This window comes from Pseudomonas palleroniana (genome assembly GCF_003031675.1).
In the GTDB taxonomy this organism is placed as follows: domain Bacteria; phylum Pseudomonadota; class Gammaproteobacteria; order Pseudomonadales; family Pseudomonadaceae; genus Aquipseudomonas; species Aquipseudomonas palleroniana.
This window is the reverse complement of record NZ_PYWX01000041.1, coordinates 21,118-46,213: the sequence shown is the minus strand read 5'-3', so window position 1 is coordinate 46,213 and position 25,096 is coordinate 21,118. Positions and strand designations below refer to the sequence as shown.

Below are 25,096 nucleotides of genomic sequence, written 5' to 3'. Positions count from 1 at the left end.
CCCGCGCTGGGTGGCAAAGCCGCCCCAACAAAGACGCCGCGGTATTTCAGGAGGACCGAGGTGCCTGGGTTTGGGGCGGCTGCGCCGCCCAGCGCGGGGCAAGCCCGCTCACTACAGTGGTGTTGCGTTGGGGGGATAAATGTTAGCGTGCTTGGCATTCTTCCGTAGTCGATGAGCCCGCCTGCAATGAAAAAGACTGTCCTTGCCTTCAGCCGTATCACCCCGCCCATGATCGAACGCCTGCAACAGGAGTTCGAGGTGATCGTGCCCGACCCCAAGCGCGGCGACATCAACACTCAATTCAATGACGCCCTGCCCCATGCCCACGGCCTGATTGGCGTGGGCCGCAGGCTGGGCCATGCGCAACTCGAAGCGGCGAGCAAGCTGGAAGTGGTGTCCAGTGTCTCGGTGGGTTACGACAACTATGACCTGCCCTACTTCAACGAGCGCGGGATCATGCTCACCAATACCCCCGATGTACTCACCGAAAGCACCGCCGACCTGGCCTTCGCCCTGCTGATGAGCAGCGCGCGCCGCGTGGCCGAGCTGGACGCCTGGACCAAGGCCGGCCAGTGGAAAGCCAGCGTCGGCGCACCGTTGTTCGGCTGCGATGTGCACGGCAAGACCCTCGGTATCGTGGGCATGGGTAATATTGGCGCAGCGGTGGCCCGACGCGGTCGCCTGGGTTTCAATATGCCGATCCTGTACAGCGGCAATAGTCGCAAGACGGCGCTGGAGCAGGAGCTGGGCGCGCAGTTCCGTAGCCTGGACCAATTGCTGGCCGAAGCCGACTTCGTGTGCCTGGTGGTGCCGTTGAGCGAAAAGACCCGCCACCTGATCAGCACCCGCGAGCTGGGGCTGATGAAGTCCAGCGCGATCCTGATCAATATTTCCCGTGGGCCTGTCGTCGATGAACCGGCGCTGATCGAGGCCCTGCAAAACCGGCAAATTCGCGGTGCCGGTCTGGATGTGTATGAACAGGAGCCATTGGCCGAGTCGCCGTTGTTTCAACTGAGCAATGCCGTGACGCTGCCGCACATCGGCTCGGCGACGCATGAAACCCGCGAAGCCATGGCCAACCGTGCCTTGGATAACCTGCGCAGCGCCTTGCTGGGGCAGCGTCCGCAGGATTTGGTGAACCCACAAGTGTGGAAGGGCTGATACAGATCCACGGTGGGGGGAGCCGGCCCGCAACAAAATCCGGTTAAAGCCTGGCTCCCCCGAGTCGATAACCTGCTACAGATCACACTCCCTGATCCACAGAAGGTTTTTATGTCCACCACCAAAGCCCGCGCAGACTCACTCTCGCTTCTGCTCTTTACCTTGCGCAGCGGCAAGCTGATGGCGATCAACCTGCTGAAAGTCAGTGAAATCATCCCCTGCCCGCCGTTGACCCGGCTGCCGGAGTCGCACCCCCACGTCAAAGGCATTGCCACGTTGCGCGGCGCTTCGCTGTCGGTGATCGACCTGAGCCGCGCCCTGGGGGAGATGCCCCTGCAAGACCCCGACGGCGGCTGCCTGATCGTCACCGATGTCAGCCGCTCCAAGCAGGGCCTGCATGTGCAGGCGGTGAGCAAGATCGTGCACTGCCTGACCACCGATATCCGCCCACCGCCCTATGGCTCCGGTGGCAACCGTGCCTTTATCACCGGGGTTACCCAGGTGGAAGGCGGGTTGGTGCAAGTGCTGGATATCGAGAAAGTCATCCATGGCATCGCCCCGGCCCCGATTGAAGCAGCGCCGACCGACCTGACCATGGAAGAAGCCGAAGTCCTTGGCCATGCCCGCATCCTGGTGGTGGATGACAGCCAGGTCGCCTTGCAACAGTCGGTACATACCCTGCGCAACCTCGGCTTGACCTGCCACACCGCCCGCAGCGCCAAGGAAGCGATTGATGTGCTGCTGGAGCTGCAAGGCACCGACGCGCAGATCAACGTAGTGGTGTCGGACATCGAAATGTCCGAAATGGACGGTTACGCCCTCACCCGCACCTTGCGCGAAACTCCGGACTTCCAAGACCTTTATGTGCTGCTGCACACCTCCCTGGACAGCGCGATGAACAGCGAGAAAGCGCGCTTGGCCGGGGCCAACGCGGTGCTGACCAAGTTCTCCTCGCCAGAATTGACCAAATGCCTGGTGGTCGCCGCCCAGAGCGTGGCGCAAAAAGGTCTGTGAGGCATGCGGGAATACTTCCAGCTGCTGCGCCGTGACCTGACGGGCAGCCTGCCCGCGCCACAGTGGCCGGCGGGTATTGAGCTGGATCATTACCGGGCCGAACTGGCCCCTGCCATCCATTCAGTCTTGCGCCTGACCCAGGACCAGGGTGGCGGTCGCGTGCCCAGCCTGGAGCAATGGCAACATCAATTCATCACGGATGCCGAGTTCGACCCGACGCTGTGCCTGGTGGCCAGTAACGCTGACGGCGTGCTCGGCGTGGCTCAATGCTGGACCAGCGCCTTTATCAAGAACCTCTCGATTCACCCCTGCGCCCAAGGCCAGGGGTTGGGGCGTGCGTTATTGCTGCAGGCCTTTGCAATGTTCAAGCAGCGCGGCGAACCCTACGTGGACCTCAAGGTGCTGGAAAGCAACGTACGCGCGCGGCAGCTCTATGAAAGCGCAGGCATGAGATTTGTCCTACGCGATGTAGTGATAGAGGACTGACAGGCACTGGCGTGTAACTTGCTTCAAGAGAGCCCGAATGGTGGATAGAGGTAAAAACCCGTCACCGTTCCTGCGTGCCCTCTGACCTTGCCTGGTGACAGAACTTGCCCATGAACACTCATTTTTCCTGCGTAGGTTGCGGCAAGTGCTGCACCGACCACCACGTCCCCCTGACCCTCGACGAAGCCCGGCAATGGGCGGCGGATGGCGGTAATGTGATCGTTCTTGTAGAAGGTTTCCTGGCCAGCGGACTGGGGGTGCCGCAGCAGCAGCGCGAACACGCCGAGCGCCGTTCGGTGAGCGTGCCCAGCGGCAATACCGAGGCCTTCGTGGCAATCACCTTTGCCGCCTACAACGCCGGGCGCTGCCGGAATCTTGACGAAGACAACCGCTGCGGCATCTACGAGCGGCGCCCGCTGGTGTGTCGGATCTACCCGATGGAAATCAACCCGCATATTCCGCTGAACCCGGCGGCCAAGGATTGCCCACCGGAATCCTGGGAACAAGGGCCGGCCCTGATCGTCGGGGGTGAGCTGATGGACCCTGCATTGGCGGAGCTGATTCGTCGCTCACGCCAGGCTGACCGTGATGATGTACAGACCAAAGAGGCGGTGTGCGCCTTACTCGGCATCCGCACCACAGCGCTGAAGGGTGACGGTTTTACGGCCTACTTACCGGACATGCACGCCTTTACCCAGGCGATCGAGTTGGCGGTTGACCAGCCGTATGCGGCCCATGAGTGGGTGTTTCATGTGTCCGGGATGGATATCGCCGAACAGGTGCTGGATGCCGGGGCACAAATCGTTACCGAAGTGCCTGCCAACTATGCATTCATCTCCTTGCGCGCCGCCTGACCCTGGGGAAACGGGCGGTCATGGACAGGCATGCAGCCCGTTAACAGGGTAAGAGTGCAGGATGCGTCGGTACTCGCCGTTCTGCATCAGTTGTTCGAGTGCACGATTGAGTTCACTGCGTAACGCCGTATCGGGCTTACGCACCGCAATCGCCACGCTGTTACCCAATAGTTGCGACGAGACGACAGGGCCGAGGAAGTCGAAACCCAGGCCGTCGGGTGTGTCGAGCAGCGCTTCACGGATTTCCACAGTACCTTGCAGCGTCGCATCGATGTCACCCGCGACCAGGCTGCGAACCAGCTGGTCATTGAGCCAGAAACTCTTGATGGTCACCCCTGCCGGCGCCCACTGCGACAGGGCAAAGGCTTCACGGTTACTTTTCACCAGGACGCCGACACGCTTGCCCTTGAGCGACCGCCGATCCGGAGTCAAACCCGATGATCTACGGCCCACCAGGCGGGTGGTGATCGGGTAGAGATCATCCGTGAAGTTCACCCACTGCCGCCGGGCCGATGTCGGCGCCATGCCCATGATCGCATCGAATTGCCGGGCTTCAAGGGCAGGAAAGTTTTCCACAACCACCTGGTCGACCCAGGTACAACGCACATTGAGCTGCACGCACAGGGCGTTGCCCAATTCGATATTCAGCCCCACCAGTTGGCCTTGCTGATTGCGGCTTTGAAACGGGGGAAAATGCGCGGCGACGGCAAAACGGATTTCGTGTCTGGGTGGATCACTGGCAGCGGCAGTGCTGAACATGACGAGCAGCAGTAATACGGCAAACGCAACACAGAGCTGTTTCAGCATCAGGGGGATATCCTTTCCGGAAAAGCCAGCCTCATCTCACCTTCGCTCCGGCAAAAACAACCGGAGCGAAGCGGATACCGTGCAAGCTTTCAAGAAAGGTCCGCGGGCCGACAATACGAAATTTCAGCTATTGCCGTAGGCAATGATCGGTATTGCCCGCGAATTTTTACTCTTAACGTTTACCCATGGAACGGCGAGTACCGGGTGGCGCCATGCCCGGCGTCTTGGTATGACCGTTCTTGACACCGCCCTTGTACCAAGGCTGGCCGGCATTCTTGGCCCCGGCCAGTTCACCCGGCTTGAAAGGGAACTTGAAAGCCGGGATCTCGGCTTTTTCAACGCCGTCGGCATTGGCCGTATCAACGAGGTCGGTCGCTTCAACAGCGGGTTGGGTCGGGGAAGTCATGAAAGCTCCGGAGCGGGCAAAAAATGGAGAGGGACCGGCTTGCAGGCCACACTGGCGCGCAGTATACCTGCGGCCCTCGTATCTTTATCTATTGTCGTACGAATGGTCGGACCTTAACTGACAGCGCCGTCAGACAGCGGTCACTTTGCTGACCGGGTCGGCGAGCTATAAAGGTTCATTCATTCTTACGATCCTTTGCCCTGGCGCCTCACCTATGCAAATAAAACGAAACACGGCCCTGCTGGTGGGCGTCCTTTTGGTGCTGGCGGTTGCAGCCTGGGCATTGNATTGACCCGCCCCGCCAAGACCAAACTGGCTGCACCGGCTGCCATTCCGGTGCGTGTGGTGAGCGTTGCACAACAGGATGTCCCGCGTTTCGTCAGTGGTATCGGTTCGGTGCTGTCGCTGCACAGTGTGGTGATTCGCCCGCAAATCGACGGCATCCTGACCAGACTGCTGGTCAAGGAAGGCCAGTGGGTCAAGGCCGGCGACCTGCTGGCAACCCTCGACGACCGCTCGATCCGCGCCAGCCTCGACCAGGCCAGGGCACAATTGGGAGAAAGCCAGGCCCAGTTGCAGGTGGCGTTGGTCAACCTCAAGCGCTACAAGGCATTGAGTGTTGACGACGGCGTATCCAAGCAGACTTACGACCAGCAACAAGCCTTGGTCAATCAGCTCAAGGCCACGGTCCAGGGCAACCAGGCCGCTATCGACTCGGCTCAGGTGCAACTTTCCTATACGCAGATACACTCGCCAGTCAGCGGCCGCGTCGGTATTCGCACCGTGGATGAGGGTAACTTCCTGCGTATGAGTGATACCCAGGGTCTGTTCTCCGTCACGCAGATCGACCCGATTGCCGTCGAATTTTCCCTGCCACAGCAAATGCTGCCGACCCTGCAAGGCTTGATCGCCGCGCCGACCCAGGCCAACGTCGATGTCTACATGGGCGCCGACACCGACGGCCAGACCGGCGACCTGCTCGCCGAAGGCCATTTGAGCCTGATCGACAACCAGATCAACTCCACCACCGGCACCCTGCGCGCCAAAGCCGAGTTCAACAACGCCGCCCAGCGCCTGTGGCCGGGGCAGCTGGTGACCCTCAAGATCCAGACCGCCATGGACAACAATGCCTTGGTGGTACCGCCGACCGTGGTGCAACGCGGCCTGGACTCGCACTTCGTGTACCGGGTCAGCGGTGACAAGGTTGAAGTGGTGCCGGTGCAAGTGGTCTACCAGAACAGCGACCTCAACATCATCAAGGGGGTACAGGCCGGGGACGTGCTGGTCAGCGATGGTCAGTCGCGGCTCAAGGCCGGGGCGCGGGTGGAGGTGCTCAAGGAACCGCCCCAAGTGATCCAGACCGTTGCCCCTCAGGTGCAACCATGAGCGGCAGCCGTTCGCCTTCCGCGTGGTGCGTCGACCATCCGGTTGCCACCCTGCTGCTGACCTTCGCCCTGGTGTTGCTGGGGCTGATTGCCTTCCCACGCCTGGCCGTCGCCCCACTGCCGGAAGCGGAGTTTCCGACGATCCAGGTCACCGCTACCCTGCCCGGAGCCAGCCCGGACACCATGGCCTCGTCGGTCGCAACGCCCTTGGAGGTGCAATTCAGCGCCATTCCCGGCGTGACCCAGATGACCTCCAGCAGCGCCTTGGGCTCAAGCCTGCTGACCCTGCAATTCACCCTGAACAAAAGCATCGACACCGCGGCACAGGAAGTCCAGGCGGCGATCAACACTGCGTCCGGCAAACTGCCCAGGGACATGCCGAGCCTGCCGACCTGGAAAAAGGTCAACCCGGCAGACAGCCCGGTACTGATCCTCAGCGTCAGCGCCGACAGCATGCCCAGCACCGAACTGAGCGACTACGTGGAAACCCTGCTGGCCCGCCAGATCAGCCAGATCGACGGCGTCGGCCAGATCAACATCACCGGCCAGCAGCGCCCGGCGATTCGCGTGCAGGCCTCGCCGGACAAACTCGCGGCCATCGGCCTGACCCTCGCGGACGTGCGCCTGGCCATCCAGCAGTCGAGCCTGAACCTTGCCAAGGGCGCGATCTACGGGGAGAACAGCGTGTCGACACTGTCGACCAACGACCAGCTGTTTCACCCGGACGAATACGGCCAACTGATCGTTTCCTACAAGAACGGTGCACCGGTTCAACTGCGTGACATCGCCAAAGTCATCAACGGTTCGGAAAACGCCTACGTGCAGGCCTGGTCAGGCGATACGCCCGGCGTCAACCTGGTGATTTCACGCCAGCCGGGCGCCAACATCGTCGAGACCGTGGACCGTATCCAGGCCGCGCTGCCGCGCCTGGAAGGCATGCTGCCGGCCTCGGTCAACGTCAGTGTGTTGAGCGACCGCACCAAGACCATCCGCGCATCCCTGCATGAAGTGGAAGTGACACTGCTGATCGCCATCCTGCTGGTGGTGGCGGTGATGGCGCTGTTTCTGCGCCAGTTGTCGGCGACGCTGATTGTGTCCAGCGTGCTTGGCGTGTCGCTGGTCGCCAGTTTCGCGCTGATGTATGTGCTGGGCTTCAGCCTCAACAACCTCACCCTGGTGGCGATCGTGATCGCGGTCGGTTTTGTCGTGGACGACGCTATCGTGGTGGTGGAGAACATTCACCGCCACCTGGAAGCGGGTCTCGACAAACGTGAAGCGGCGATCAAGGGTTCCGGCGAGATTGGCTTTACCGTCGTGTCGATCAGCTTCTCGCTGGTGGCGGCGTTTATCCCGCTGCTGTTCATGGGCGGCGTGGTCGGACGGCTGTTCAAGGAGTTTGCGCTGACGGCCACCTCGACCATTCTGATTTCGGTGGTGGTTTCGCTGACACTGGCGCCCACCCTGGCCGCGCTGTTCATGCGCGCACCGACTCACCACGCCCACGACAAACCGGGCTTCAGCGAACGCCTGCTGGCCGGCTATGCGCGCAACCTGCGCCGCGCCCTGGCCCATCAACGCAGCATGGCGGCGATCTTTCTGGTGACGCTGGCCCTGGCCGTGGTCGGTTATGTGTTTATCCCCAAGGGCTTCTTCCCGGTGCAGGACACCGGTTTTGTACTGGGGACCAGCGAAGCCGCAGCCGACGTGTCTTACCCGGACATGGTCGCCAAACACAAGGCCCTGGCCGAGATCATCAAGGCTGACCCGGCGGTGGAAGCGTTTTCCCATTCGGTAGGCGTGACCGGCAGCAACCAGACCATCGCCAACGGTCGCTTCTGGATCGCCTTGAAAGACCGCGGTGATCGCGATGTGTCCGCCAGCCAGTTCATCGATCGCCTGCGCCCGCAGTTGGCGAAAGTGCCGGGCATCGTGCTGTACCTGCGCGCCGGCCAGGACATCAACCTCAGCTCCGGCCCCAGCCGCGCCCAGTATCAATATGTGCTCAAGAGCAACGACGGCCCGACGCTCAACACCTGGACCCAGCGCCTCACCGAAAAACTGCGCGCCAACCCGGCGTTTCGCGACCTGTCCAACGACCTGCAACTGGGCGGCAGCATCACCCACATCAGCATCGACCGCCAGGCCGCCGCACGCTTCGGCCTGACCGCCACCGATGTCGACCAGGCGCTGTACGACGCCTTCGGCCAGCGCCAGATCAACGAATTCCAGACCGAGATCAATCAATACCAGGTGGTACTGGAACTGGACAGCCAGCAGCGCGGCAAGGCTGAAAGCCTGAACTACTTTTACCTGCGCTCGCCGCTGACCAACGAGATGGTGCCACTGTCGGCCCTGGCCAAGGTCGACCCGCCCAGTGTCGGGCCGTTGTCCATCAGCCATGACGGCATGTTCCCGGCCGCCAACCTGTCGTTCAACCTGGCGCCCGGCGTCGCACTGGGGGATGCGGTGATCATGCTCAACCAGGCCAAGAATGAAATCGGCATGCCCGCAACCTTGATCGGGACGTTCCAGGGCGCGGCCCAGGCGTTCCAGAGTTCGCTGGCCAGCCAACCCTGGCTGATCCTCGCGGCGCTGGTGGCGGTCTACATTATCCTGGGGGTGCTGTATGAGAGCTTTGTGCACCCATTGACAATCATCTCCACCTTGCCCTCGGCGGGCCTGGGCGCGCTGATCATGCTGTGGCTGCTGGGCCAGGATTTTTCGATCATGGCGTTGATCGGCCTGGTGTTGTTGATCGGTATCGTCAAGAAAAACGGCATCCTGATGATCGACTTCGCCCTGGAAGCCCAACGCGTGCGCGGGCTGGCACCGCAAGAAGCGATTTATGAAGCGTGCGTCACGCGGTTCCGGCCGATCATCATGACGACCCTGGCCGCATTGCTCGGTGCGGTGCCGTTGATGCTGGGTTCCGGCCCGGGTGCGGAGCTGCGTCAACCGCTGGGCATTGCCGTGGTGGGTGGCCTGCTGGTGAGCCAGGCGCTGACGCTGTTCACCACGCCGGTCATATACTTGTACCTTGAGAAGATCTTCCACCGGCCCAAGCCAGCGCTTGGGCTGGCGACCCCACATTGAGGCTGAGGCCCGTCCTGGAGCAAACGGCTCATGCGCGTTCTGATTGTTGAAGATGAAGAGAAAACCGCGGACTACCTGCACCGTGGCTTGACCGAGCAAGGCTACACCGTCGATGTGGCACGCGAAGGTGTCGAGGGTTTGCACCTGGCGCTGGAGAATGACTACGCAGTGATCGTGCTCGATGTGATGCTGCCCGGCCTCGACGGCTTCGGCGTGTTGCGCGCATTGCGCGCGCGCAAGCAGACGCCGGTGATCATGCTCACCGCCCGCGAGCGCGTGGAGGACCGTATTCGTGGCCTGCGCGAAGGCGCCGATGACTATTTGGGCAAACCGTTTTCGTTCCTGGAACTGGTGGCGCGCCTGCAAGCGTTGACCCGCCGCAGTGGCGGGCATGAGCCGGTGCAGGTCACCGTCGCCGACCTGTGGATCGACCTGATCAGCCGCAAGGCCAGCCGTAATGGCGTGCGCCTGGACCTGACGGCGAAAGAGTTCTCGCTGCTCAGTGTATTGGCGCGACGCCAGGGCGAAATCCTGTCCAAGACCGCCATTGCGGAAATGGTCTGGGACATCAACTTCGACAGTGACGCCAACGTGGTGGAAGTTGCCATCAAGCGCCTGCGCGCCAAGCTCGACGGGCCGTTCGAGGAGAAACTGCTGCACACCATTCGCGGCATGGGTTATGTACTGGAAAGCCGTGTGCTGGAGAACCCAAGTGGCCGCTAACTCGATCGCCCTGCGCCTGAGCGGCATGTTCACCCTGGTCGCGCTGCTGATCTTCGTGCTGATCGGCGGCGCGCTGTACCAGCAAGTGGACCGTGGCCTGGGCTTGCTGCCCGGCGCCGAGCTGGATGCCCGCTACAGCGTGCTGGAGTCTTCGGTGACACGCTTCGGTACTCCGGAGCACTGGGCGAAGATCACCGCCAAACTCAAGCTGCTGGGTGAGGAAGACAAACGCATCCGGTTTTGGGTGGTCAGCAGCGACTCTCAGTATGAATACGGTGAGCCGGATGCACGGATTCGCGCCTTCGCCGCCGGCCCCACCGGCAAACGCGACCTGCGTCTGCCGGGGCATGAATATCCGTTCAAAGTGCTGGTGAGCCAGTTTCCGGCCAAAGAACAACGCCCGCCCTTGCGCTTCCTGATTGCCATCGACACCGAGAACTTCCGCGCCACCCAGCATCAGCTGTTGATGGCCCTGATCGGCCTGGCCTTTGTCGGTGTAGTGCTGGCGGCTCTGCTGGGATTCTGGGTCTCGCGCATCGGGCTCAAGCCCTTGGGCAAGCTCTCGGACGAAGCGCAGAAGCTTGCGCCACCCAAACTCTCCGGGCGGCTACAGTTGTCGCCGCTGCCGCCGGAACTGAGCCAGTTCGTCAACTCGTTCAACTCCACCCTGGACCGGGTGGAACAAGCCTACTCACGCCTGGAATCGTTCAACGCCGACGTGGCGCACGAGCTGCGTTCGCCGCTGACCAACCTGATCGGCCAGACCCAGGTCGCGCTGACACGGGGGCGCTCGGCGGAGCATTACTTCGAGGTCCTGCAATCGAACCTTGAAGAGCTGGAACGCCTGCGTTCAATCATCAATGACATGCTGTTCCTGGCCAGCGCCGATCAGGGCAGCAAGGCGACCAAGCTGATTGAAAGCTCACTGGCCGATGAGGTGGCCACCACCCTCGATTACCTGGACTTCATCCTTGAAGATGCCCAGGTCAAAGTGCAGGTACGTGGCGACGCCTTGGTCCATATCGAAAAGGCCCACCTGCGCCGTGCGCTGATCAACCTGCTGAGCAATGCCGTGCAGCACACCGCGCCGGGGCAGGTCATCGACGTGAGCATTGAACAGCAGGCGCATCAGGTGACGATCGGCGTGACCAACCCTGGCGACGAGATTGCCGGCGAGCATTTGCCCCGCTTGTTCGAACGTTTTTATCGGGTGGATGCGTCGCGCAGCAACAGCGGAGCGAACCACGGATTGGGGCTGGCCATCGTCAAGGCGATTGCGCTGATGCATGGGGGGGATGTGTTTGTACGCAGTGAGGGTGGCGGCAACACCTTTGGCATCACCCTGCCAATCTGAATCGGCCGGCAAATGTGGGAGGGGGCTTGCTCCCGATAGCGGTGCATCAGTCACGAATGTAGCGACTGATACTCTGCTATCGGGAGCAAGCCCCCTCCCACACTTGAAACAAAACGCACCATCCATTCCAAACTGTTGCGGTTTTGGCAACAGTCATTATCTTGTTACACTCTGTATCGCACCGCTCACCTGCGTTACTTTGACGCATCGATGAGCGCGATGGCAAAGACAGCTTCCCGCTCACCCGAATTTCCCTCGACTTATTTCCAGGGCTCTACACTGGGAATTCGTCTTAAAGCCGCTGACTTCAGCGGCTTTTTTTTGCCGTAAAAAAAGGCCAGGCACCCCCTACGACATTGGCCGTCAATGATTGACCAAAGGAGCTTCACTGGTGAAAACCTCGCTGACATTCACCCCGTTATTTGTCGCTATTGCAGCAACGATCACCTCTCTCGCCCACGCCGCCGACCCGACCTCCGCCGACGGTTTCGTCGAAGGCTCGCACCTCAACATCAACACCCGCAACTACTACATGAACCGCGACCGTCGCGACATTCACACCGATGACAGCAAGGAGTGGGGCCAGGGTTTTATCGGCACCTTCGAGTCCGGTTACACCCAAGGCACGGTCGGATTCGGCCTGGACCTCAATGCCATGCTCGGCCTCAAGCTTGACGGCGGTGGCGGCACCGACGGTTCCAGCATCCTTCCTTATGGCAGCGGCAACGGCAAAGCCCCCGGCTCGTTCTCCACCGCCGGCGGCACCTTGAAAATGCGTGCTTTGGACACCGAGCTGAAAGCCGGTGACCTGTTGCTCAACAACCCGGTAATCGCCGGCGGCATGACCCGCATGTTGCCGCAGACCTTCCGTGGCGTGAGCCTGGCCAACCACAGTTTCGACGGTTGGATGATCGAAGGCGGCCAGGCCAGTTTCACCAAGCTCTACAACCAGAGCGGCCACCGCCGTATCGGCACCAGCTACGGCACCCTGCCGCACCACACCGACAGCCGACACCTGAACTGGGCCGGCGTATCGTTCAGCGGTGTTGCGGGCCTCACCAGCAATCTATACGCCTCCGAACTCAAGGACATCTGGCATCAGTACTACTACGACCTGGACTACACCTACACGCTGAACGACCTGGTCAGCCTCAACCCTGGCCTGCACTACTATCACACCCAGGACACCGGGCAATCGTTGCTGGGCAGCATCGACAACAACACCTACAGCCTGCACCTGACCGTGGGCATCGGCCATCACAGCGTCACCGCCGCCTACCAACGGGTCAACGGCAACACGCCATTCGACTACATCACCCAAGGCGACAGCATTTACCTGGATAACTCCCAGCAATACTCGGACTTCAACGGACCTGGCGAGCGCTCGTGGAAGCTCAAGTATGCTTATGATTTTGCCGGCCTCGGCCTGCCTGGCCTGACCTCAGCCGTCTCGTACATCAGCGGCAAGACCGACCTGACCAAGGTCGACCCCAACAGCCGTGGCTACAGCGCCTGGTATAGCGCCGACGGTAAGGACGCCAAGCACTGGGAACGCGACATCGACCTCAAATACGTGGTACAGGGCGGCAAGGCCAAGAACCTGGCCGTGCGCCTGCAATGGGCGACCAACCGCGGGGGCAATGGCTACTCGGCGGTAGACCGGGATGTGGATGAATACCGCGTGATCGTGGACTACCCGATCAATGTGTTCTGATCAAAAAACTTTTCTTATTAACCAATGATTTAATTTTCATCGTGCAGAACTAAACTGCCAGTATCTTCCTGTTGAAGTCTGCGCGATGAGCCAACCCCGCACTCGTAAACTGCCCGTCCGTTCGGAACTGTTGCTGCTTTTGGGCAGTAGCCTGACCGTAATCCTGATCGTGGTGATCGTCACCGCGCTGCTAAGCCGTGAACACGCCAGCACCCTGCAGGCGGCCAAGCGCATGACCACCAACATCGCCCAGCTGATCAACGCCGATGTGCTGCGCAACGTCGAACTCTACGATCTGGCATTGCAGGGTCTGATCGCGGCCACCTCGTACAAGGACTTGACGTCGGTGCCTGCGGACATCCGGCACCTGGTGCAGTTTGATCAATCCAACGCGGCACCCTTCAAAGGCGAAGTACTGCTACTGGATGCCAATGGTGCGGTGATTGCCGACTCCTCGACCCTGCATCCGACACGGCGCAATTTTGCTGATCGCGACTACTTCCTGGTGCAGCAACAGAACCCCGACGCCGGGCTGTTTATCAGCCGCCCCTTCAAGATCCACTGCGACTGCGAGCAAGTGTGGCGTATCGCATTCAGCCGCCGCGTATCCGGGCCTAATGGCGAATTTGCCGGGGTGGCGGTGGCGACCATGCGCCTGGCGTATTTCGATCAATTGTTCAATCGCCTTACCATCGGCAGTGGCAGCTCCGTGAATCTGCTGAGCAACCGCGGCATTCTCCTGGCCCAGCAGCCGTTGCTGGAACGCGACATGATCGACAAAGACCTGAGTGATCGCCCCAACTTCAAGCGCATGCTGCGCGAAGGCGAAGGCAGCTTCCAGGCAGTCTCCACCCTCACCGGGATAGAGCGCCTATATACATTCACCAACGTGGGCGACCTGCCGCTGATCGTGGTGGTGGCCCTGTCCAGCGAGGATGTGTTCGCCCCCTGGAAACGTGCCGCGTTGCTGACCAGTGGTGCCACCGGTGTACTGTGCATCGGTTTGTTATGGCTGACCTGGATGCTGCGCCGCGAACTGCGCCGCCGCTATCGCGCCGAACAAGTGCTGTCGGAGTTGGCCGCCACCGACGCCCTGACCGGCCTGGCCAACCGCCGCGTGCTCGACCAACGCCTGCAACTGGAATGGGACCGCGCACAACGCTCGACCGAGCCGCTGACGCTGCTGATGATCGATGTCGATCACTTCAAGGCGTTCAACGACCGCCACGGCCATCACGGTGGCGACGAGGCGCTGCGCACGGTTGCCCAGGTGATCAGCGACAACATCCGGCGCCCGGCAGACCTGGCCGCGCGCTACGGTGGAGAAGAGTTTGCGGTGGTGCTGCCGCACACCGACGTCAAAGGCGCCTGGGTGATCGCCGAACATATCCGCAGCAGTGTCGAACACTTGCCACTGGTGCCCGGCGCCGAGCAGCCGATTACCGTGAGCATCGGCATGAGCACCTGGGACAAACACAGCCACATGTCCCTGGAGACGTTATTGCTCAGTGCGGATCAGGCGTTGTATGAGGCCAAGTACTCGGGCCGTAACCGGATAGCAATGAGCGAATAAAAAAAGGCCACCCGAAGGTGGCCTTTCAAAACTAAAGAAAGAGAGTTGTTACTTACACCGCCGCAACGGGACGCATGTAAGAGATCGGTGCGGTGCTGGCATCTTCGAAGGTCACGACTTCCCAAGCGTCTGTCTGCTCAATCAACTTGCGCAGCAGCTGGTTGTTAAGGGCGTGGCCCGACTTGAAGCCTTTGAACTCACCTATCAGGCTGTTGCCCAGCAGGTAGAGGTCACCGATTGCATCGAGGATCTTGTGCTTCACGAATTCGTCTTCATAGCGAAGGCCGTCTTCGTTCAGTACACCATCCGCGTCGACCACAATGGCGTTTTCAACGCTACCGCCGAGTGCGAGGTTGTGCTTGCGCAGGTACTCGATGTCACTCATGAAACCAAAGGTACGCGCGCGGCTGACTTCTTTTACGAACGAAGTACTGGAAAAATCCACGCTTGCACTTTGGGTGCGGTCACGGAATACCGGGTGATCGAAATCGATCTCAAAGCTCACTTTAAAGCCTTCGAACGGGACGAAGGTGGCGCGCTTGTCGCCGTCTTCTACTGTCACTTCCCGCAGAATACGAATGAACTTCTTGGCTGCGTCCTGTTCTTCCAGGCCGGCAGATTGAATCAAGAATACGAAGGGTCCAGCGCTGCCATCCATGATCGGGACTTCGGACGCGGAGAGCTCGACGTAGGCGTTATCGATGCCCAGGCCAGCCATGGCCGAGAGCAAGTGCTCCACCGTATCCACTTTGACGTCACCGTTGACCAATGTGGTCGACATAGTGGTTTCGCCAACGTTTTCCGCGCGAGCAGGAATCTGCACCACAGGGTCCAGGTCGGCACGAACAAACACGATGCCGGTGTCGACAGGTGCAGGTTTGAGGGTCAGGTATACCTTCTCCCCGGAGTGCAGACCTACACCTGTTGCACGGATAATATTCTTCAGGGTGCGTTGTTTAATCATGGATTGGACCGCTTCAGCGCAAATTGCGAACTGGTATCAACAAAGGCTGGCGATAATACCAGACCAGACCTTTGCTGAACACCAATCACCTTCATAGCCCTGATACATTCCATTAATCGGCCTGACGACGCAAGAATGCCGGGATGTCCAGGTAGTCCAGATCATCTTGCGGATTCAGGCTACGAGACGCCGCAGCACCGGCCTGGGCCTGGTTGCGCATCACGGTCGGACGGTCCAGATCACGGTAGTTCACCGACGGCTGTTCCTGACGCACGGGCGCTGGAGCCGCAGCTGGCTGGCTGGCCTGGCTGTTGTGCAGGGTGTTGTCGATGACCTTCACAGGCTTCTCGATTTTTGCACCCAGGCCGGTAGCAACCACGGTCACGTGCAGCTCATCACGCATGTCCGGATCGATAACGGTGCCGACCTTGACCATGGCGTGCTCGGAAGCGAAGGCTTCGATGATGCTACCCACGTCGGAGTATTCGCCCAAGGACAGGTCAGGACCTGCGGTGATGTTCACCAGGATGCCGCGCGCGCCTTGCAGGTTCACGTCTTCCAGCAACGGGTTGCGGATGGCCGCTTCAGTGGCTTCGCGTGCACGGTTCGGACCGCTGGCGCAGCCAGTGCCCATCATCGCCATGCCCATTTCGCTCATCACGGTACGCACGTCGGCAAAGTCGACGTTGATCATGCCTGGACGCTTGATGATGTCGGAGATACCGCGAACGGCACCGGCCAGTACATCGTCAGCCTTGGCGAAAGCCGACAGCAGGCTGGCGTCTTTACCCAGGATAGTCAGCAGCTTCTCGTTGGGAATGGTGATCAACGAGTCGACGCTTTCAGACAGCAGACGGATACCTTCGTCGGCGATCTGCATGCGCTTGCGGCCTTCGAACGGGAACGGACGGGTCACCACAGCGACGGTCAGAATGCCCATTTCCTTGGCCACTTCGGCAATGATCGGCGCAGCACCGGTACCGGTACCGCCGCCCATGCCGGTGGTGATGAACACCATGTTGGTGCCTTGCAGCACTTCGGCAATACGCTCGCGGTCTTCCAGAGCGGCTTGACGGCCGACTTCCGGGTTGGCGCCGGCGCCGAGGCCCTTGGTCACGGCTGTGCCCAATTGCAGGATGGTCCGCGCACCGATACTTTTCAGCGCTTGGGCATCAGTGTTGGCGCAAATGAACTCAACGCCTTCAATGTTGCTCTTGACCATATGGTTGACAGCGTTGCCGCCGCCACCGCCGACACCGATCACTTTGATGACCGGGCTTGCGGGGATGTTGTCTACGAGTTCGAACATGTTCCCTCTCCTTTCATTTTCTCTAGTTTTTTCGCCTACTGCTTGGAACGGTGTTGCGGTGTTGCGGTAAACCGTTAGAAGTTGCCTTGCACCCAGCTTTTGATCCGGTCCAGCAACGGCGCTTTCTCATCGTCGTCGCTGCGGTAGCTGTCACGAATGCTCGGGCCCGACAGGGAAATGCCGTCGGTCTGCTTTTGCAGCCCGTACAACAGCAAGCCCACGCCAGTGGAATAAATCGGGTTGCGCACCACGTCGCCCAGGCCCTTCACGCCATGAGGCACGCCCAGGCGCACCGGCATGTGGAAGATTTCCTCGGCCAGTTCGACCGCGCCTTCCATTTTCGAAGTACCACCGGTCAGCACGATGCCGGCCGGGATCAGATCTTCGTAGCCACTGCGGCGCAGTTCCGCCTGGATCAGGGTGAACAGTTCGTCGTAGCGTGGCTCGACCACTTCGGCCAGGGCCTGGCGCGACAGTTCGCGCGGTGGGCGGTCGCCGACACTTGGAACCTTGATGGTTTCACCGGCACCGGCCAGCTTGGCCAGGGCACAGGCGTAGCGAATCTTGATTTCTTCGGCGTACTGGGTCGGTGTCCGCAACGCCATGGCGATGTCGTTGGTCACCTGGTCGCCCGCAATCGGGATCACGGCGGTGTGACGGATCGCGCCTTCGGTGAAGATCGCGATGTCGGTGGTGCCGCCACCGATGTCCACCAGGCACACGCCCAGTTCTTTTTCGTCGTCGGTCAGTACCGAGTAGGCCGAAGCCAGTTGCTCGAGAATGATGTCGTCGATTTCCAGGCCGCAGCGGCGCACGCATTTTTCAATGTTCTGCGCGGCGTTGACGGCGCAGGTCACCACGTGGACCTTGGCCTCCAGACGTACGCCCGACATGCCCAGGGGCTCGCGAACACCTTCCTGGTTGTCGATCACATAGTCCTGCGGCAGGGTGTGCAGGACGCGCTGGTCAGCCGGGATGGCCACGGCCTGGGCGGCGTCGAGGACGCGCTCGAGGTCGGCCGAACTGACTTCGCGGTCGCGGATCGCCACGATGCCGTGGGAGTTCAAGCTGCGGATGTGGTTACCGGCAACGCCGACGAACGCCGAGTGAATCCGGCAACCGGCCATCAGCTGCGCTTCTTCGATGGCGCGCTGGATCGATTGCACGGTGGACTCGATGTTGACCACCACGCCCTTCTTGAGGCCCCGGGACGGATGCGTGCCAATACCGACGATTTCGATCGTGCCGTCTTCCCCGACCTCGCCCACCAGCGCCACCACCTTGGAGGTGCCGATATCGAGACCGACGATCATTTTGCCGCTTTGCACGTTTGCCATGGGTCCTGCCTCTTCTTAATTCTTCGCGACAGCGGGTTGTGCTGCCGTGGGCGCAGCCGGTGTACGCCAGCCGACGGCCAGGCCGTTGGCGTAACGCAGGTCGACGCTCGCAATGTTCGTAATCTGTTCTTTCAAGGTTTTGTCATAGATGGCAATAAAGCGGCGCATCTTCTCCACCAAGCGGTCGCGTCCCAGCAACAACTCGATGCCCGGGCCGGAACTGCCTGCCCCGGTCGTCAAAAACCAGCTGCCCCGCTCACGCAATTCCAGGCGTGCAATGGAGAAGCCCAGCGGCCGCAGCATCTGGCTCAACGCCTGGTACTGCTGCATCACTTGCTGTTGCGCCCGCTGCGGCCCGAACAGCTGCGGCAGGTGCTCATAGTTGGCCACTTCACGAGGCGCAAACGCCTGCCCCTGGTTGTTCAGCAACGCGCCATCGCCCCAACGGGCCACGGGCAGTTGCTCTTCCAGGCGGATCGTCACCTGGTCCGGCCATACACGTCGGACTTCGGCGTGGGCGATCCACGGCATCTGTTCCAGCTCCGAGCGCATACCGGCCAGGTCGATGGTGAAGAAGCTCGCCGCCAGGTACGGGCCGATGCGCTGCTGCACCGCCTGCTGGCTGATGTAGCTCAAGTCGCCCTGCACACTGACCTTGGTAATCGGTCGGTCGGCATACGGCAGCAGACGCTGGGCGCCCTCGTAGGTGCCGAAACCCAACGCCACCAGCAACACCGGCCAGAACAGCGCCTTGAGGAAGCCAAAGTTGGCCTTGGGCAAGCGCACCGACATCGGCTCTTTAGCCACCATTCGGCTGGCACCCCGCGGCACCGGCTTGCGGCTCGGTACGGGTGGGGGCTGATGACGAAGCGATGCGCCGTTCATGTTCTTAGCCTCTTGACTCAACGCTTGCGGCCAGGATCGCCAGCACCAGCTGCTGGAAATCCAGACCGGCGGCACGGGCGGCCATAGGTACCAGGCTGTGATCGGTCATGCCGGGAGCGGTGTTGACTTCCAGGAACCAGAAATTCCCTTGCTCATCCTGCATCACGTCTGCCCGCGCCCAACCGGCGATACCCAGTGCCTCACAGGCTTTCGCCGTGAGGTCCATCAATTGCTGTTCCTTGGTTGAATCGAGGCCACATGGAATCCGGTACTGGGTATCGGAGGCCAGGTACTTGGCGTCGTAGTCATAAAAGGTGTGGGGCGTACCCAATGCGATAGGCGGCAATACCTGGCCACGCAGGGTGGCGATGGTGTACTCGGGACCTTGGATCCACTGTTCCACCAACACTTGCGAATCGTAGGTACTTGCCGCTTTCCATGCGTCTATCAATTCGGCGGCCGAGTTCACTTTGGCCATGCCGATACTGGAGCCTTCATGGGCAGGTTTGACGATCAAAGGCAGACCCAGTTCCTTGGCCGCGGAAATACAATCGTCTTCGCTGCACAGAACGCTGTGACGCGGGGTTGGAATCCCCAGGCTGTGCCACACCTGCTTGGTGCGCAACTTGTCCATGGCCAAGGCGGAAGCGAGGATCCCGCTGCCGGTGTAAGGGATGCCCGCGCACTCCAACAGACCCTGCATGCTGCCGTCTTCACCGCCACGGCCGTGGAGAATGATGAAGGCGCGGTCGATCTTCTCGGCCTGCAGGCGGGCGAGGAAATCATCGCCCACGTCGATACCGAAGGCATTCACACCGGCGCTTTGCAAGGCTTCGAGCACGGCGTTGCCGGATTTGAGCGACACTTCGCGCTCGGCGCTTTTGCCGCCGAACAGCACCGCTACACGGCCGAAGTCGGCCGGGGTAATTCTGGAAAACAGGGAGCCGTAGTCAGTGGTCATTTCGACTTCCCCTTTTCGGCAGCGGCGAAAAGCGGGCTCGCCAGCAATTTAGGGGCAAGGCCACCGATGTCGCCGGCGCCCTGGCACAGCAGGATATCGCCGGCACGCAACAGCGGCTTGACGAGCGGCGCCAGATCCACGCCACGCTCGATGTAGATAGGGTCCAACTGGCCACGCTGGCGGATGCTGTTGCACAACTTGCGGCTGTCGGCGCCCGGAATCGGTTCTTCACCGGCCGGGTAGACTTCCATCAACAGCAGCACGTTGGCATCGGCCAATACATTGACGAAATCGTCATACAGGTCGCGGGTGCGGCTGTAGCGATGCGGCTGATAGACCATCACCAGGCGGCGCTCCGGCCAACCGCCGCGCACGGCCTTGATCACCGCCGCGACTTCAGTCGGGTGGTGGCCGTAGTCGTCCACCAGCATCACGTCGCCACCGTCTACCGGCAACTGGCCGTAGACCTGGAAGCGGCGGCCGACACCGGCAAAGCGCGACAAGCCTTCGACAATGGCTTCATCGCTGACGCCCTCGTCGGTGGCGATGCAGATGGTCGCCAGGGAGTTGAGCACGTTGTGGTTGCCCGGCATGTTGACCGAGACATCCAGCGGCTCACGGTCAGGACGCAGCACGGTGAAGAAGGTTTGCATGCCTTCCTGGCGCACATTGATTGCGCGCACGTCCGCGTCTTCGCTGAAGCCGTAGGTCACGGTCGGGCGCTTGACCAGCGGCAGGATTTCACGCACGACCGGATCGTCCAGGCACACCACGGCCAACCCGTAGAACGGCAGGTTGTGCAGGAACTCGACGAAGGTTTTCTTCAACTTGTTGAAGTCGCCGTCGTAGGTCGCCATGTGGTCCGCGTCGATGTTGGTCACCACCGCCACCAACGGTTGCAGGTGCAGGAAGCTGGCATCACTTTCGTCGGCTTCGGCGATCAGGTAGCGGCTGGTGCCGAGCTGTGCATTGGTGCCGGCTGCATTCAGGCGGCCACCAATCACGAACGTCGGGTCCAGGCCACCGGCGGCGAATACCGAGGCGATCAGGCTGGTGGTGGTGGTTTTGCCGTGAGTACCGGCGACGGCGATGCCATGGCGATAGCGCATCAGCTCGGCCAGCATCTCGGCGCGTGGTACCACCGGAATACGCCGTTCAAGGGCGGTGGCCACTTCCGGGTTGGAGGTGTTCACGGCACTGGAAACCACCAGCACGTCCGCCTCGGCGGCGTTCTCGGCACGATGGCCGATAAAGATCTGTGCACCGAAGGACTTCAGGCGATCGGTCACCGGCGACTCTTTCAAGTCCGAACCGGAGACCTGGTAACCCAGGTTCAGCAAGACCTCGGCAATACCGCACATGCCCACGCCGCCGATCCCGACGAAGTGGATACGACGGATGCGGCGCATCTCCGGTTGTGGCATGGCTTTCTGATTCTCAACCATGGGCCACCTCCAGGCAGATATCCACCACGGTTCGGGTAGCGTCGGGTTTGGCCAGGCGGCTTGCGGTGCTCGCCATGTTGCTGAGTCGTTCCGGTTGCATCAAAACCTCGGTCAGGCGTGCGGCCAAATCGGCGGCGCCAGTCGTTCTTTGCGGCAGCAGGAAGGCAGCGCCCTCCCCGGCCAAATATTCGGCGTTGCGGGTCTGGTGATCGTCGATGGCATGGGGCAAAGGCACCAGCAACGAGGGCAGACCGGCGGCGGCCAGTTCACTGACGGTCAGCGCACCAGCGCGACAGACCACCAGGTCGGCCCAGCCATAGGCATGGGCCATGTCTTTGATGAAGGGCTGTACGTTCGCCTCTACACCCGCCTCGCGATAGCGCGTGGCGGTGACTTCACCATGATCCTTGCCGGCCTGATGGAAGATCTCCGGGCGCAGCTCCACCGGGAGTTGCGCCACCGCTTCCGGCAGCAGCTTGTTCAGCGGCTCGGAGCCCAGGCTTCCGCCCAGGATCAGCAGGTGAGCCTTGCGCCCGACCAGGGCCTGGCGCGCGATATCCATAAACAGTTCGGTGCGTACCGGGTTGCCGGTGGTACGCAGTTTGTCCGAGACACCAAAGGTCTTCGGGAAAGCCTCGCACACCCGCGCAGCCAACGGCGCCAGCAGGCGGTTGGCAGTGCCGGCGACGGCGTTCTGCTCGTGCACGATCACCGGCACGCCGGCGAGCCTGGCGGCAACACCGCCAGGGCCGGTCACATAACCGCCGAAACCGAGCACACAGACCGGCTTCAATTCCCGAATGATCTTGCGTGCCTGGAACACCGCCTTGAGCAGCACAAACGGCGCCTTGAGCAGAGACAGTTTGCTTTTGCCACGCAGGCCGGTGACGTTGATCAAATGCAATGGCAGGCCGGCATTCGGTACCAGATCGTTCTCGATGCCACGTGGCGTCCCCAGCCAGTGCACGGTGTAGCCACGGCTCTGGAATTCACGCGCACACGCCAGGGCCGGGAACACATGGCCCCCGGTGCCGCCCGCCATAATCAGCACATTAGCGCCCATGAGACGGCTCCTCGGCGAAGTCGCTTTCGCTGAACTCCATCTCTTCGCTGCCCAGGTGGGTTCGACTCTCCCACTCGATGCGCAGCAACAAGCCCAGGCACACGCAGCAGATCACCAACGAACTGCCGCCATAACTGAGGAACGGCAGGGTCAGGCCCTTGGTCGGCAGCAGGCCGACGTTCACCCCGATGTTGATCAGGAACTGGCCGATCCACAGGAACGACAAGCCGTACGCCACATAGGCGGCGAAAAACTGTTTGGCCTTCTCGGCCCACAAGCCGATGTACATGCCGCGTACGCACACAAACAGGAACAACGCGACGGTGCACAGCGAACCCACCACGCCCAGCTCTTCGGCGAGCACCGAGAATACGAAGTCGGTATGCGCTTCCGGCAGGTAGAACTGCTTCTGCACACTGTTGCCCAGGCCCACGCCCAGCCACTCGCCGCGACCGAAGGCGATCAGCGCCTGGGTCAACTGGTAGCCGGAACCGAACTGGTCGGACCAGGGGTCGGTAAAGGTAATCAGACGCGCCATACGATAGGGTTGCGCCTGGACCAGAATCGTCACCGCCGCAACCGCCAGTACCACCATCAAGGTGAAGCGGAACAGGCCCACGCCGCCCAGGAACAACATCGCCGCCGCCGCGCCCATCATCACCACGGTTGCGCCGAAGTCGGGCTCCATCAACAACAGGCCGGCCATCGGCAGCAGCACGATGAACGGCTTGAAGAAGCCCATCCAGCTTTCGCGCACTTCTTTCTGTCGACGTACCAGGTAGCCGGCGAGGTAGATCACCACGAACACCTTGGCGATTTCCGACGGCTGCACGTTGAACGCACCGAAGCCGATCCAGCGCATCGAACCGTTCACCTCACGACCGATGCCGGGCAGGATCACCATGACCAGCAGGCCGAACGCGCCAATCAGCATCATCCAACCCAGGCGCTGCCAGGTGGCGATGGGGATCATCATGGTGACAACGCCGGCCCCGAGGCCGATCACCAGGTACACCAGGTGACGGATCATCATGTACAGGGTGTTGCCCGACTGCACGGCGGCAACTTCGGAGGATGCCGAAGTGATCATCACCAGGCCCAGGCCCAGCAGCGCGAGGCAGCCGGCGAGCATTGGGAAGTCGAGGTCGATACCACGCCCGGTGATGATCGGCGACGGGTACGGCTTGATGATGTTTCTGAAATTGATGCTCATGCCAAGGCCTCCACGCCGCGGGCAAACAACTGGCCGCGCTCTTCGTAGTTCTTGAACATGTCGAAACTGGCACAGGCCGGCGACAGCAACACCGCATCGCCCGGCTGGGCCAGGGCCCTGCATTGCGCAATGGCGTCGTCCAGGGACGTCACGCGAACCTGCGGCACGGCGTCACCAATGGCGGCACCGATCAGGTCCGAATCACGGCCCATCAACACCACGGCGCGGCAATGTGCGGCGACCGGCTCTTTGAGGTCCTTGAAGTCGGCGCCCTTGCCATCACCGCCGGCAATCAGCACCAGCTTGCCTTCGATATCGGCACCGAGGCCTTCGATGGCCGCCAGCGCCGCACCGACGTTGGTCGCTTTGGAATCGTTGTAGTAGCTGACGCGATCCAGGTCGCGAACCCACTGGCAGCGATGCTCAAGACCACCGAACGTGCGCAGGCTCGACAACATGGCATCGAACGGCAGGCCAACGGCATGACCGAGCGCCAGTGCCGCCAGGGCGTTGGACTGGTTATGCGCACCGCGGATTTTCAGCTCGCGCACCGGCATCAGGTTCTGGAATTCGAAGGCCAGGTATTTCTCGCCGTTTTCTTCACGGATACCGAAGGCCTTGAAGTCGGGTTTGCCCAGACCGAAGGTCCAGCACGGCAGGCCCTCGCCCATCAGCGGACGGCTCAAGGCATCCTGACGGTTGACCACTACCTGCCTGGCACCGCGGAAGATCCGGTGTTTGGCCAGGTGATACGCCGGCAGGCCGCTGTAGCGGTCCATGTGGTCTTCGCTGACGTTCAGCACGGTGGCGACTTCGGCGCCCAGGTCGTGGGTGGTTTCCAGCTGGAAGCTCGACAGCTCCATCACGTACAGCTCGACGTCGTCGCCGAGCAAGTCCAGGGCCGGCACGCCGAGGTTGCCGCCCACGGCCACACGCTTGCCGGCCGCCACGGCCATCTCCCCAACCAGGGTGGTCACGGTGCTTTTTGCATTGGAGCCGCTGATGGCCACGATCGGCGCCTTCGCGTGCCGCGCAAACAAGTCGATATCGCCCGACAGCTTCACGCCACGCGCCGCTGCTGCTTGCAGGGCCGGTGTCGCCAGCGCCAGGCCGGGGCTCACGTAGAGCTCGTCGGCGCGGCACAGAAACTCGACATCCAGCTCGCCACAACGCACTTCCACGTGCGGATAGTCACGGCGCAGCGTGACCAGCTCCGGTGGATTTTCCCGCGTGTCGGCCACGGCGAACGCCACGCCCCGGCTCGCCAGGAAGCGAACCAGGGACATGCCGCTCTTGCCGAGGCCGACAACGATGCGGAAGTGGTCTGAAGCGATCAGGGACACTCGTTT

20 protein-coding genes and 1 pseudogene are annotated in these 25,096 nt (G+C 61.4%); 10 read left to right on the top strand and 11 right to left on the bottom strand.

Annotated features, from left to right (window positions below):
* Positions 1 to 186 precede the first annotated feature (186 nt).
* The 4 genes from C9383_RS14490 (at position 187) to C9383_RS14475 (ending at position 3,515) form a co-directional block, all read left to right on the top strand.
* Positions 187 to 1,161 (top strand): 2-hydroxyacid dehydrogenase, encoded by a 975-nt coding sequence (locus C9383_RS14490; protein WP_090366668.1) that lies wholly within the window; start codon positions 187 to 189, stop codon positions 1,159 to 1,161.
* A gap of 111 nt (positions 1,162 to 1,272) precedes the next feature.
* Positions 1,273 to 2,175 carry a chemotaxis protein CheV gene (locus tag C9383_RS14485; protein ID WP_090366670.1) on the top strand — a complete coding sequence of 301 codons (903 nt, stop codon included), beginning with the start codon at positions 1,273 to 1,275 and terminating at the stop codon, positions 2,173 to 2,175.
* Between the two features lie 3 nt (positions 2,176 to 2,178).
* Entirely contained in the window at positions 2,179 to 2,661 is a 483-nt protein-coding gene (locus tag C9383_RS14480) for a GNAT family N-acetyltransferase (protein ID WP_090366672.1), read from the top strand.
* A gap of 110 nt (positions 2,662 to 2,771) precedes the next feature.
* Positions 2,772 to 3,515, top strand: coding sequence for a YkgJ family cysteine cluster protein (locus tag C9383_RS14475; protein ID WP_090366674.1), 744 nt, complete (start codon positions 2,772 to 2,774; stop codon positions 3,513 to 3,515).
* An 18-nt stretch (positions 3,516 to 3,533) separates the two neighbouring features.
* Here C9383_RS14475 and C9383_RS14470 read toward each other — a convergent pair whose 3' ends face one another.
* Together C9383_RS14470 and C9383_RS14465 are read right to left on the bottom strand one after the other, a co-directional pair.
* A complete protein-coding gene (locus C9383_RS14470; RefSeq protein ID WP_090366676.1) occupies positions 3,534 to 4,322 on the bottom strand; it encodes a transporter substrate-binding domain-containing protein in 789 nt (262 codons plus the stop codon).
* Between the two features lie 172 nt (positions 4,323 to 4,494).
* On the bottom strand, positions 4,495 to 4,728 hold the full coding sequence (locus C9383_RS14465; protein WP_060753898.1) for a hypothetical protein: 234 nt from the start codon (positions 4,726 to 4,728) through the stop codon (positions 4,495 to 4,497).
* Between the two features lie 214 nt (positions 4,729 to 4,942).
* On the opposite strand from C9383_RS14465, the pseudogene C9383_RS14460 reads away from it, so the two are divergent.
* The 6 genes and pseudogenes from C9383_RS14460 to C9383_RS14435 all read left to right on the top strand — a co-directional run bounded on the left by C9383_RS14460 (position 4,943) and on the right by C9383_RS14435 (position 14,570).
* Positions 4,943 to 6,114, top strand: a pseudogene (locus tag C9383_RS14460) (efflux RND transporter periplasmic adaptor subunit).
* Complete coding sequence (locus C9383_RS14455; protein ID WP_090366680.1) at positions 6,111 to 9,206, top strand: multidrug efflux RND transporter permease subunit; 3,096 nt, start codon at positions 6,111 to 6,113, stop codon at positions 9,204 to 9,206. Before C9383_RS14460 ends, C9383_RS14455 begins: the two are co-directional and overlap by 4 nt.
* A 30-nt stretch (positions 9,207 to 9,236) precedes the next feature.
* Positions 9,237 to 9,929 carry a heavy metal response regulator transcription factor gene (locus C9383_RS14450; RefSeq protein WP_060753901.1) on the top strand — a complete coding sequence of 231 codons (693 nt, stop codon included), beginning with the start codon at positions 9,237 to 9,239 and terminating at the stop codon, positions 9,927 to 9,929.
* The gene (locus C9383_RS14445; RefSeq protein WP_090366683.1) at positions 9,919 to 11,283 is read left to right on the top strand and encodes a heavy metal sensor histidine kinase; all 1,365 of its coding nucleotides are present in this window, start codon (positions 9,919 to 9,921) and stop codon (positions 11,281 to 11,283) included. Before C9383_RS14450 ends, C9383_RS14445 begins: the two co-directional genes overlap by 11 nt.
* A gap of 391 nt (positions 11,284 to 11,674) precedes the next feature.
* Entirely contained in the window at positions 11,675 to 12,997 is a 1,323-nt protein-coding gene (locus C9383_RS14440; RefSeq protein WP_090366685.1) for an OprD family porin, read from the top strand.
* A gap of 85 nt (positions 12,998 to 13,082) precedes the next feature.
* Positions 13,083 to 14,570: a GGDEF domain-containing protein gene (locus C9383_RS14435; RefSeq protein ID WP_090366687.1), complete on the top strand. Its 1,488-nt coding sequence runs from the start codon at positions 13,083 to 13,085 to the stop codon at positions 14,568 to 14,570.
* A gap of 52 nt (positions 14,571 to 14,622) precedes the next feature.
* Here C9383_RS14435 and lpxC read toward each other — a convergent pair whose 3' ends face one another.
* From lpxC to murD, 9 genes are all read right to left on the bottom strand, one after another.
* On the bottom strand, positions 14,623 to 15,534 hold the full coding sequence (lpxC, locus tag C9383_RS14430) for a UDP-3-O-acyl-N-acetylglucosamine deacetylase (RefSeq protein WP_003171886.1): 912 nt from the start codon (positions 15,532 to 15,534) through the stop codon (positions 14,623 to 14,625).
* Between the two features lie 112 nt (positions 15,535 to 15,646).
* Positions 15,647 to 16,843, bottom strand: a complete 1,197-nt coding sequence (gene ftsZ, locus C9383_RS14425; RefSeq protein ID WP_060753905.1) for a cell division protein FtsZ — start codon at positions 16,841 to 16,843, stop codon at positions 15,647 to 15,649.
* A 74-nt stretch (positions 16,844 to 16,917) separates the two neighbouring features.
* Positions 16,918 to 18,180: a cell division protein FtsA gene (ftsA, locus tag C9383_RS14420; protein ID WP_060753906.1), complete on the bottom strand. Its 1,263-nt coding sequence runs from the start codon at positions 18,178 to 18,180 to the stop codon at positions 16,918 to 16,920.
* Between the two features lie 15 nt (positions 18,181 to 18,195).
* Positions 18,196 to 19,065 (bottom strand): cell division protein FtsQ/DivIB, encoded by an 870-nt coding sequence (locus C9383_RS14415; RefSeq protein ID WP_060753907.1) that lies wholly within the window; start codon positions 19,063 to 19,065, stop codon positions 18,196 to 18,198.
* Positions 19,066 to 19,069: 4 nt separating this feature from the next.
* Positions 19,070 to 20,026 carry a D-alanine--D-alanine ligase gene (locus C9383_RS14410; protein WP_060753908.1) on the bottom strand — a complete coding sequence of 319 codons (957 nt, stop codon included), beginning with the start codon at positions 20,024 to 20,026 and terminating at the stop codon, positions 19,070 to 19,072.
* Positions 20,023 to 21,471, bottom strand: coding sequence for a UDP-N-acetylmuramate--L-alanine ligase (gene murC / locus C9383_RS14405; RefSeq protein ID WP_060753909.1), 1,449 nt, complete (start codon positions 21,469 to 21,471; stop codon positions 20,023 to 20,025). Before murC ends, C9383_RS14410 begins: the two co-directional genes overlap by 4 nt.
* Positions 21,464 to 22,534 (bottom strand): undecaprenyldiphospho-muramoylpentapeptide beta-N-acetylglucosaminyltransferase, encoded by a 1,071-nt coding sequence (gene murG, locus C9383_RS14400; RefSeq protein WP_060753910.1) that lies wholly within the window; start codon positions 22,532 to 22,534, stop codon positions 21,464 to 21,466. Before murG ends, murC begins: the two co-directional genes overlap by 8 nt.
* Positions 22,524 to 23,747, bottom strand: coding sequence for a putative lipid II flippase FtsW (gene ftsW, locus C9383_RS14395; protein WP_060753911.1), 1,224 nt, complete (start codon positions 23,745 to 23,747; stop codon positions 22,524 to 22,526). Before ftsW ends, murG begins: the two co-directional genes overlap by 11 nt.
* A complete protein-coding gene (gene murD, locus C9383_RS14390) occupies positions 23,744 to 25,090 on the bottom strand; it encodes a UDP-N-acetylmuramoyl-L-alanine--D-glutamate ligase (protein ID WP_090366689.1) in 1,347 nt (448 codons plus the stop codon). Before murD ends, ftsW begins: the two co-directional genes overlap by 4 nt.
* Between the last annotated feature and the right edge of the window lie 6 nt (positions 25,091 to 25,096).

Coding starts and splice junctions, on each gene's coding strand:
- C9383_RS14490 (WP_090366668.1), top strand. CDS start 187: ATGAAAAAGACTGTCCTTGCCTTCAGCCGTATCACCCCGCCCATGATC.
- C9383_RS14485 (WP_090366670.1), top strand. CDS start 1,273: ATGTCCACCACCAAAGCCCGCGCAGACTCACTCTCGCTTCTGCTCTTT.
- C9383_RS14480 (WP_090366672.1), top strand. CDS start 2,179: ATGCGGGAATACTTCCAGCTGCTGCGCCGTGACCTGACGGGCAGCCTG.
- C9383_RS14475 (WP_090366674.1), top strand. CDS start 2,772: ATGAACACTCATTTTTCCTGCGTAGGTTGCGGCAAGTGCTGCACCGAC.
- C9383_RS14470 (WP_090366676.1), bottom strand. CDS start 4,322: ATGCTGAAACAGCTCTGTGTTGCGTTTGCCGTATTACTGCTGCTCGTC.
- C9383_RS14465 (WP_060753898.1), bottom strand. CDS start 4,728: ATGACTTCCCCGACCCAACCCGCTGTTGAAGCGACCGACCTCGTTGAT.
- C9383_RS14455 (WP_090366680.1), top strand. CDS start 6,111: ATGAGCGGCAGCCGTTCGCCTTCCGCGTGGTGCGTCGACCATCCGGTT.
- C9383_RS14450 (WP_060753901.1), top strand. CDS start 9,237: ATGCGCGTTCTGATTGTTGAAGATGAAGAGAAAACCGCGGACTACCTG.
- C9383_RS14435 (WP_090366687.1), top strand. CDS start 13,083: ATGAGCCAACCCCGCACTCGTAAACTGCCCGTCCGTTCGGAACTGTTG.
- lpxC (WP_003171886.1), bottom strand. CDS start 15,534: ATGATTAAACAACGCACCCTGAAGAATATTATCCGTGCAACAGGTGTA.
- ftsZ (WP_060753905.1), bottom strand. CDS start 16,843: ATGTTCGAACTCGTAGACAACATCCCCGCAAGCCCGGTCATCAAAGTG.
- ftsA (WP_060753906.1), bottom strand. CDS start 18,180: ATGGCAAACGTGCAAAGCGGCAAAATGATCGTCGGTCTCGATATCGGC.
- C9383_RS14415 (WP_060753907.1), bottom strand. CDS start 19,065: ATGAACGGCGCATCGCTTCGTCATCAGCCCCCACCCGTACCGAGCCGC.
- C9383_RS14410 (WP_060753908.1), bottom strand. CDS start 20,026: ATGACCACTGACTACGGCTCCCTGTTTTCCAGAATTACCCCGGCCGAC.
- murC (WP_060753909.1), bottom strand. CDS start 21,471: ATGGTTGAGAATCAGAAAGCCATGCCACAACCGGAGATGCGCCGCATC.
- murG (WP_060753910.1), bottom strand. CDS start 22,534: ATGGGCGCTAATGTGCTGATTATGGCGGGCGGCACCGGGGGCCATGTG.
- ftsW (WP_060753911.1), bottom strand. CDS start 23,747: ATGAGCATCAATTTCAGAAACATCATCAAGCCGTACCCGTCGCCGATC.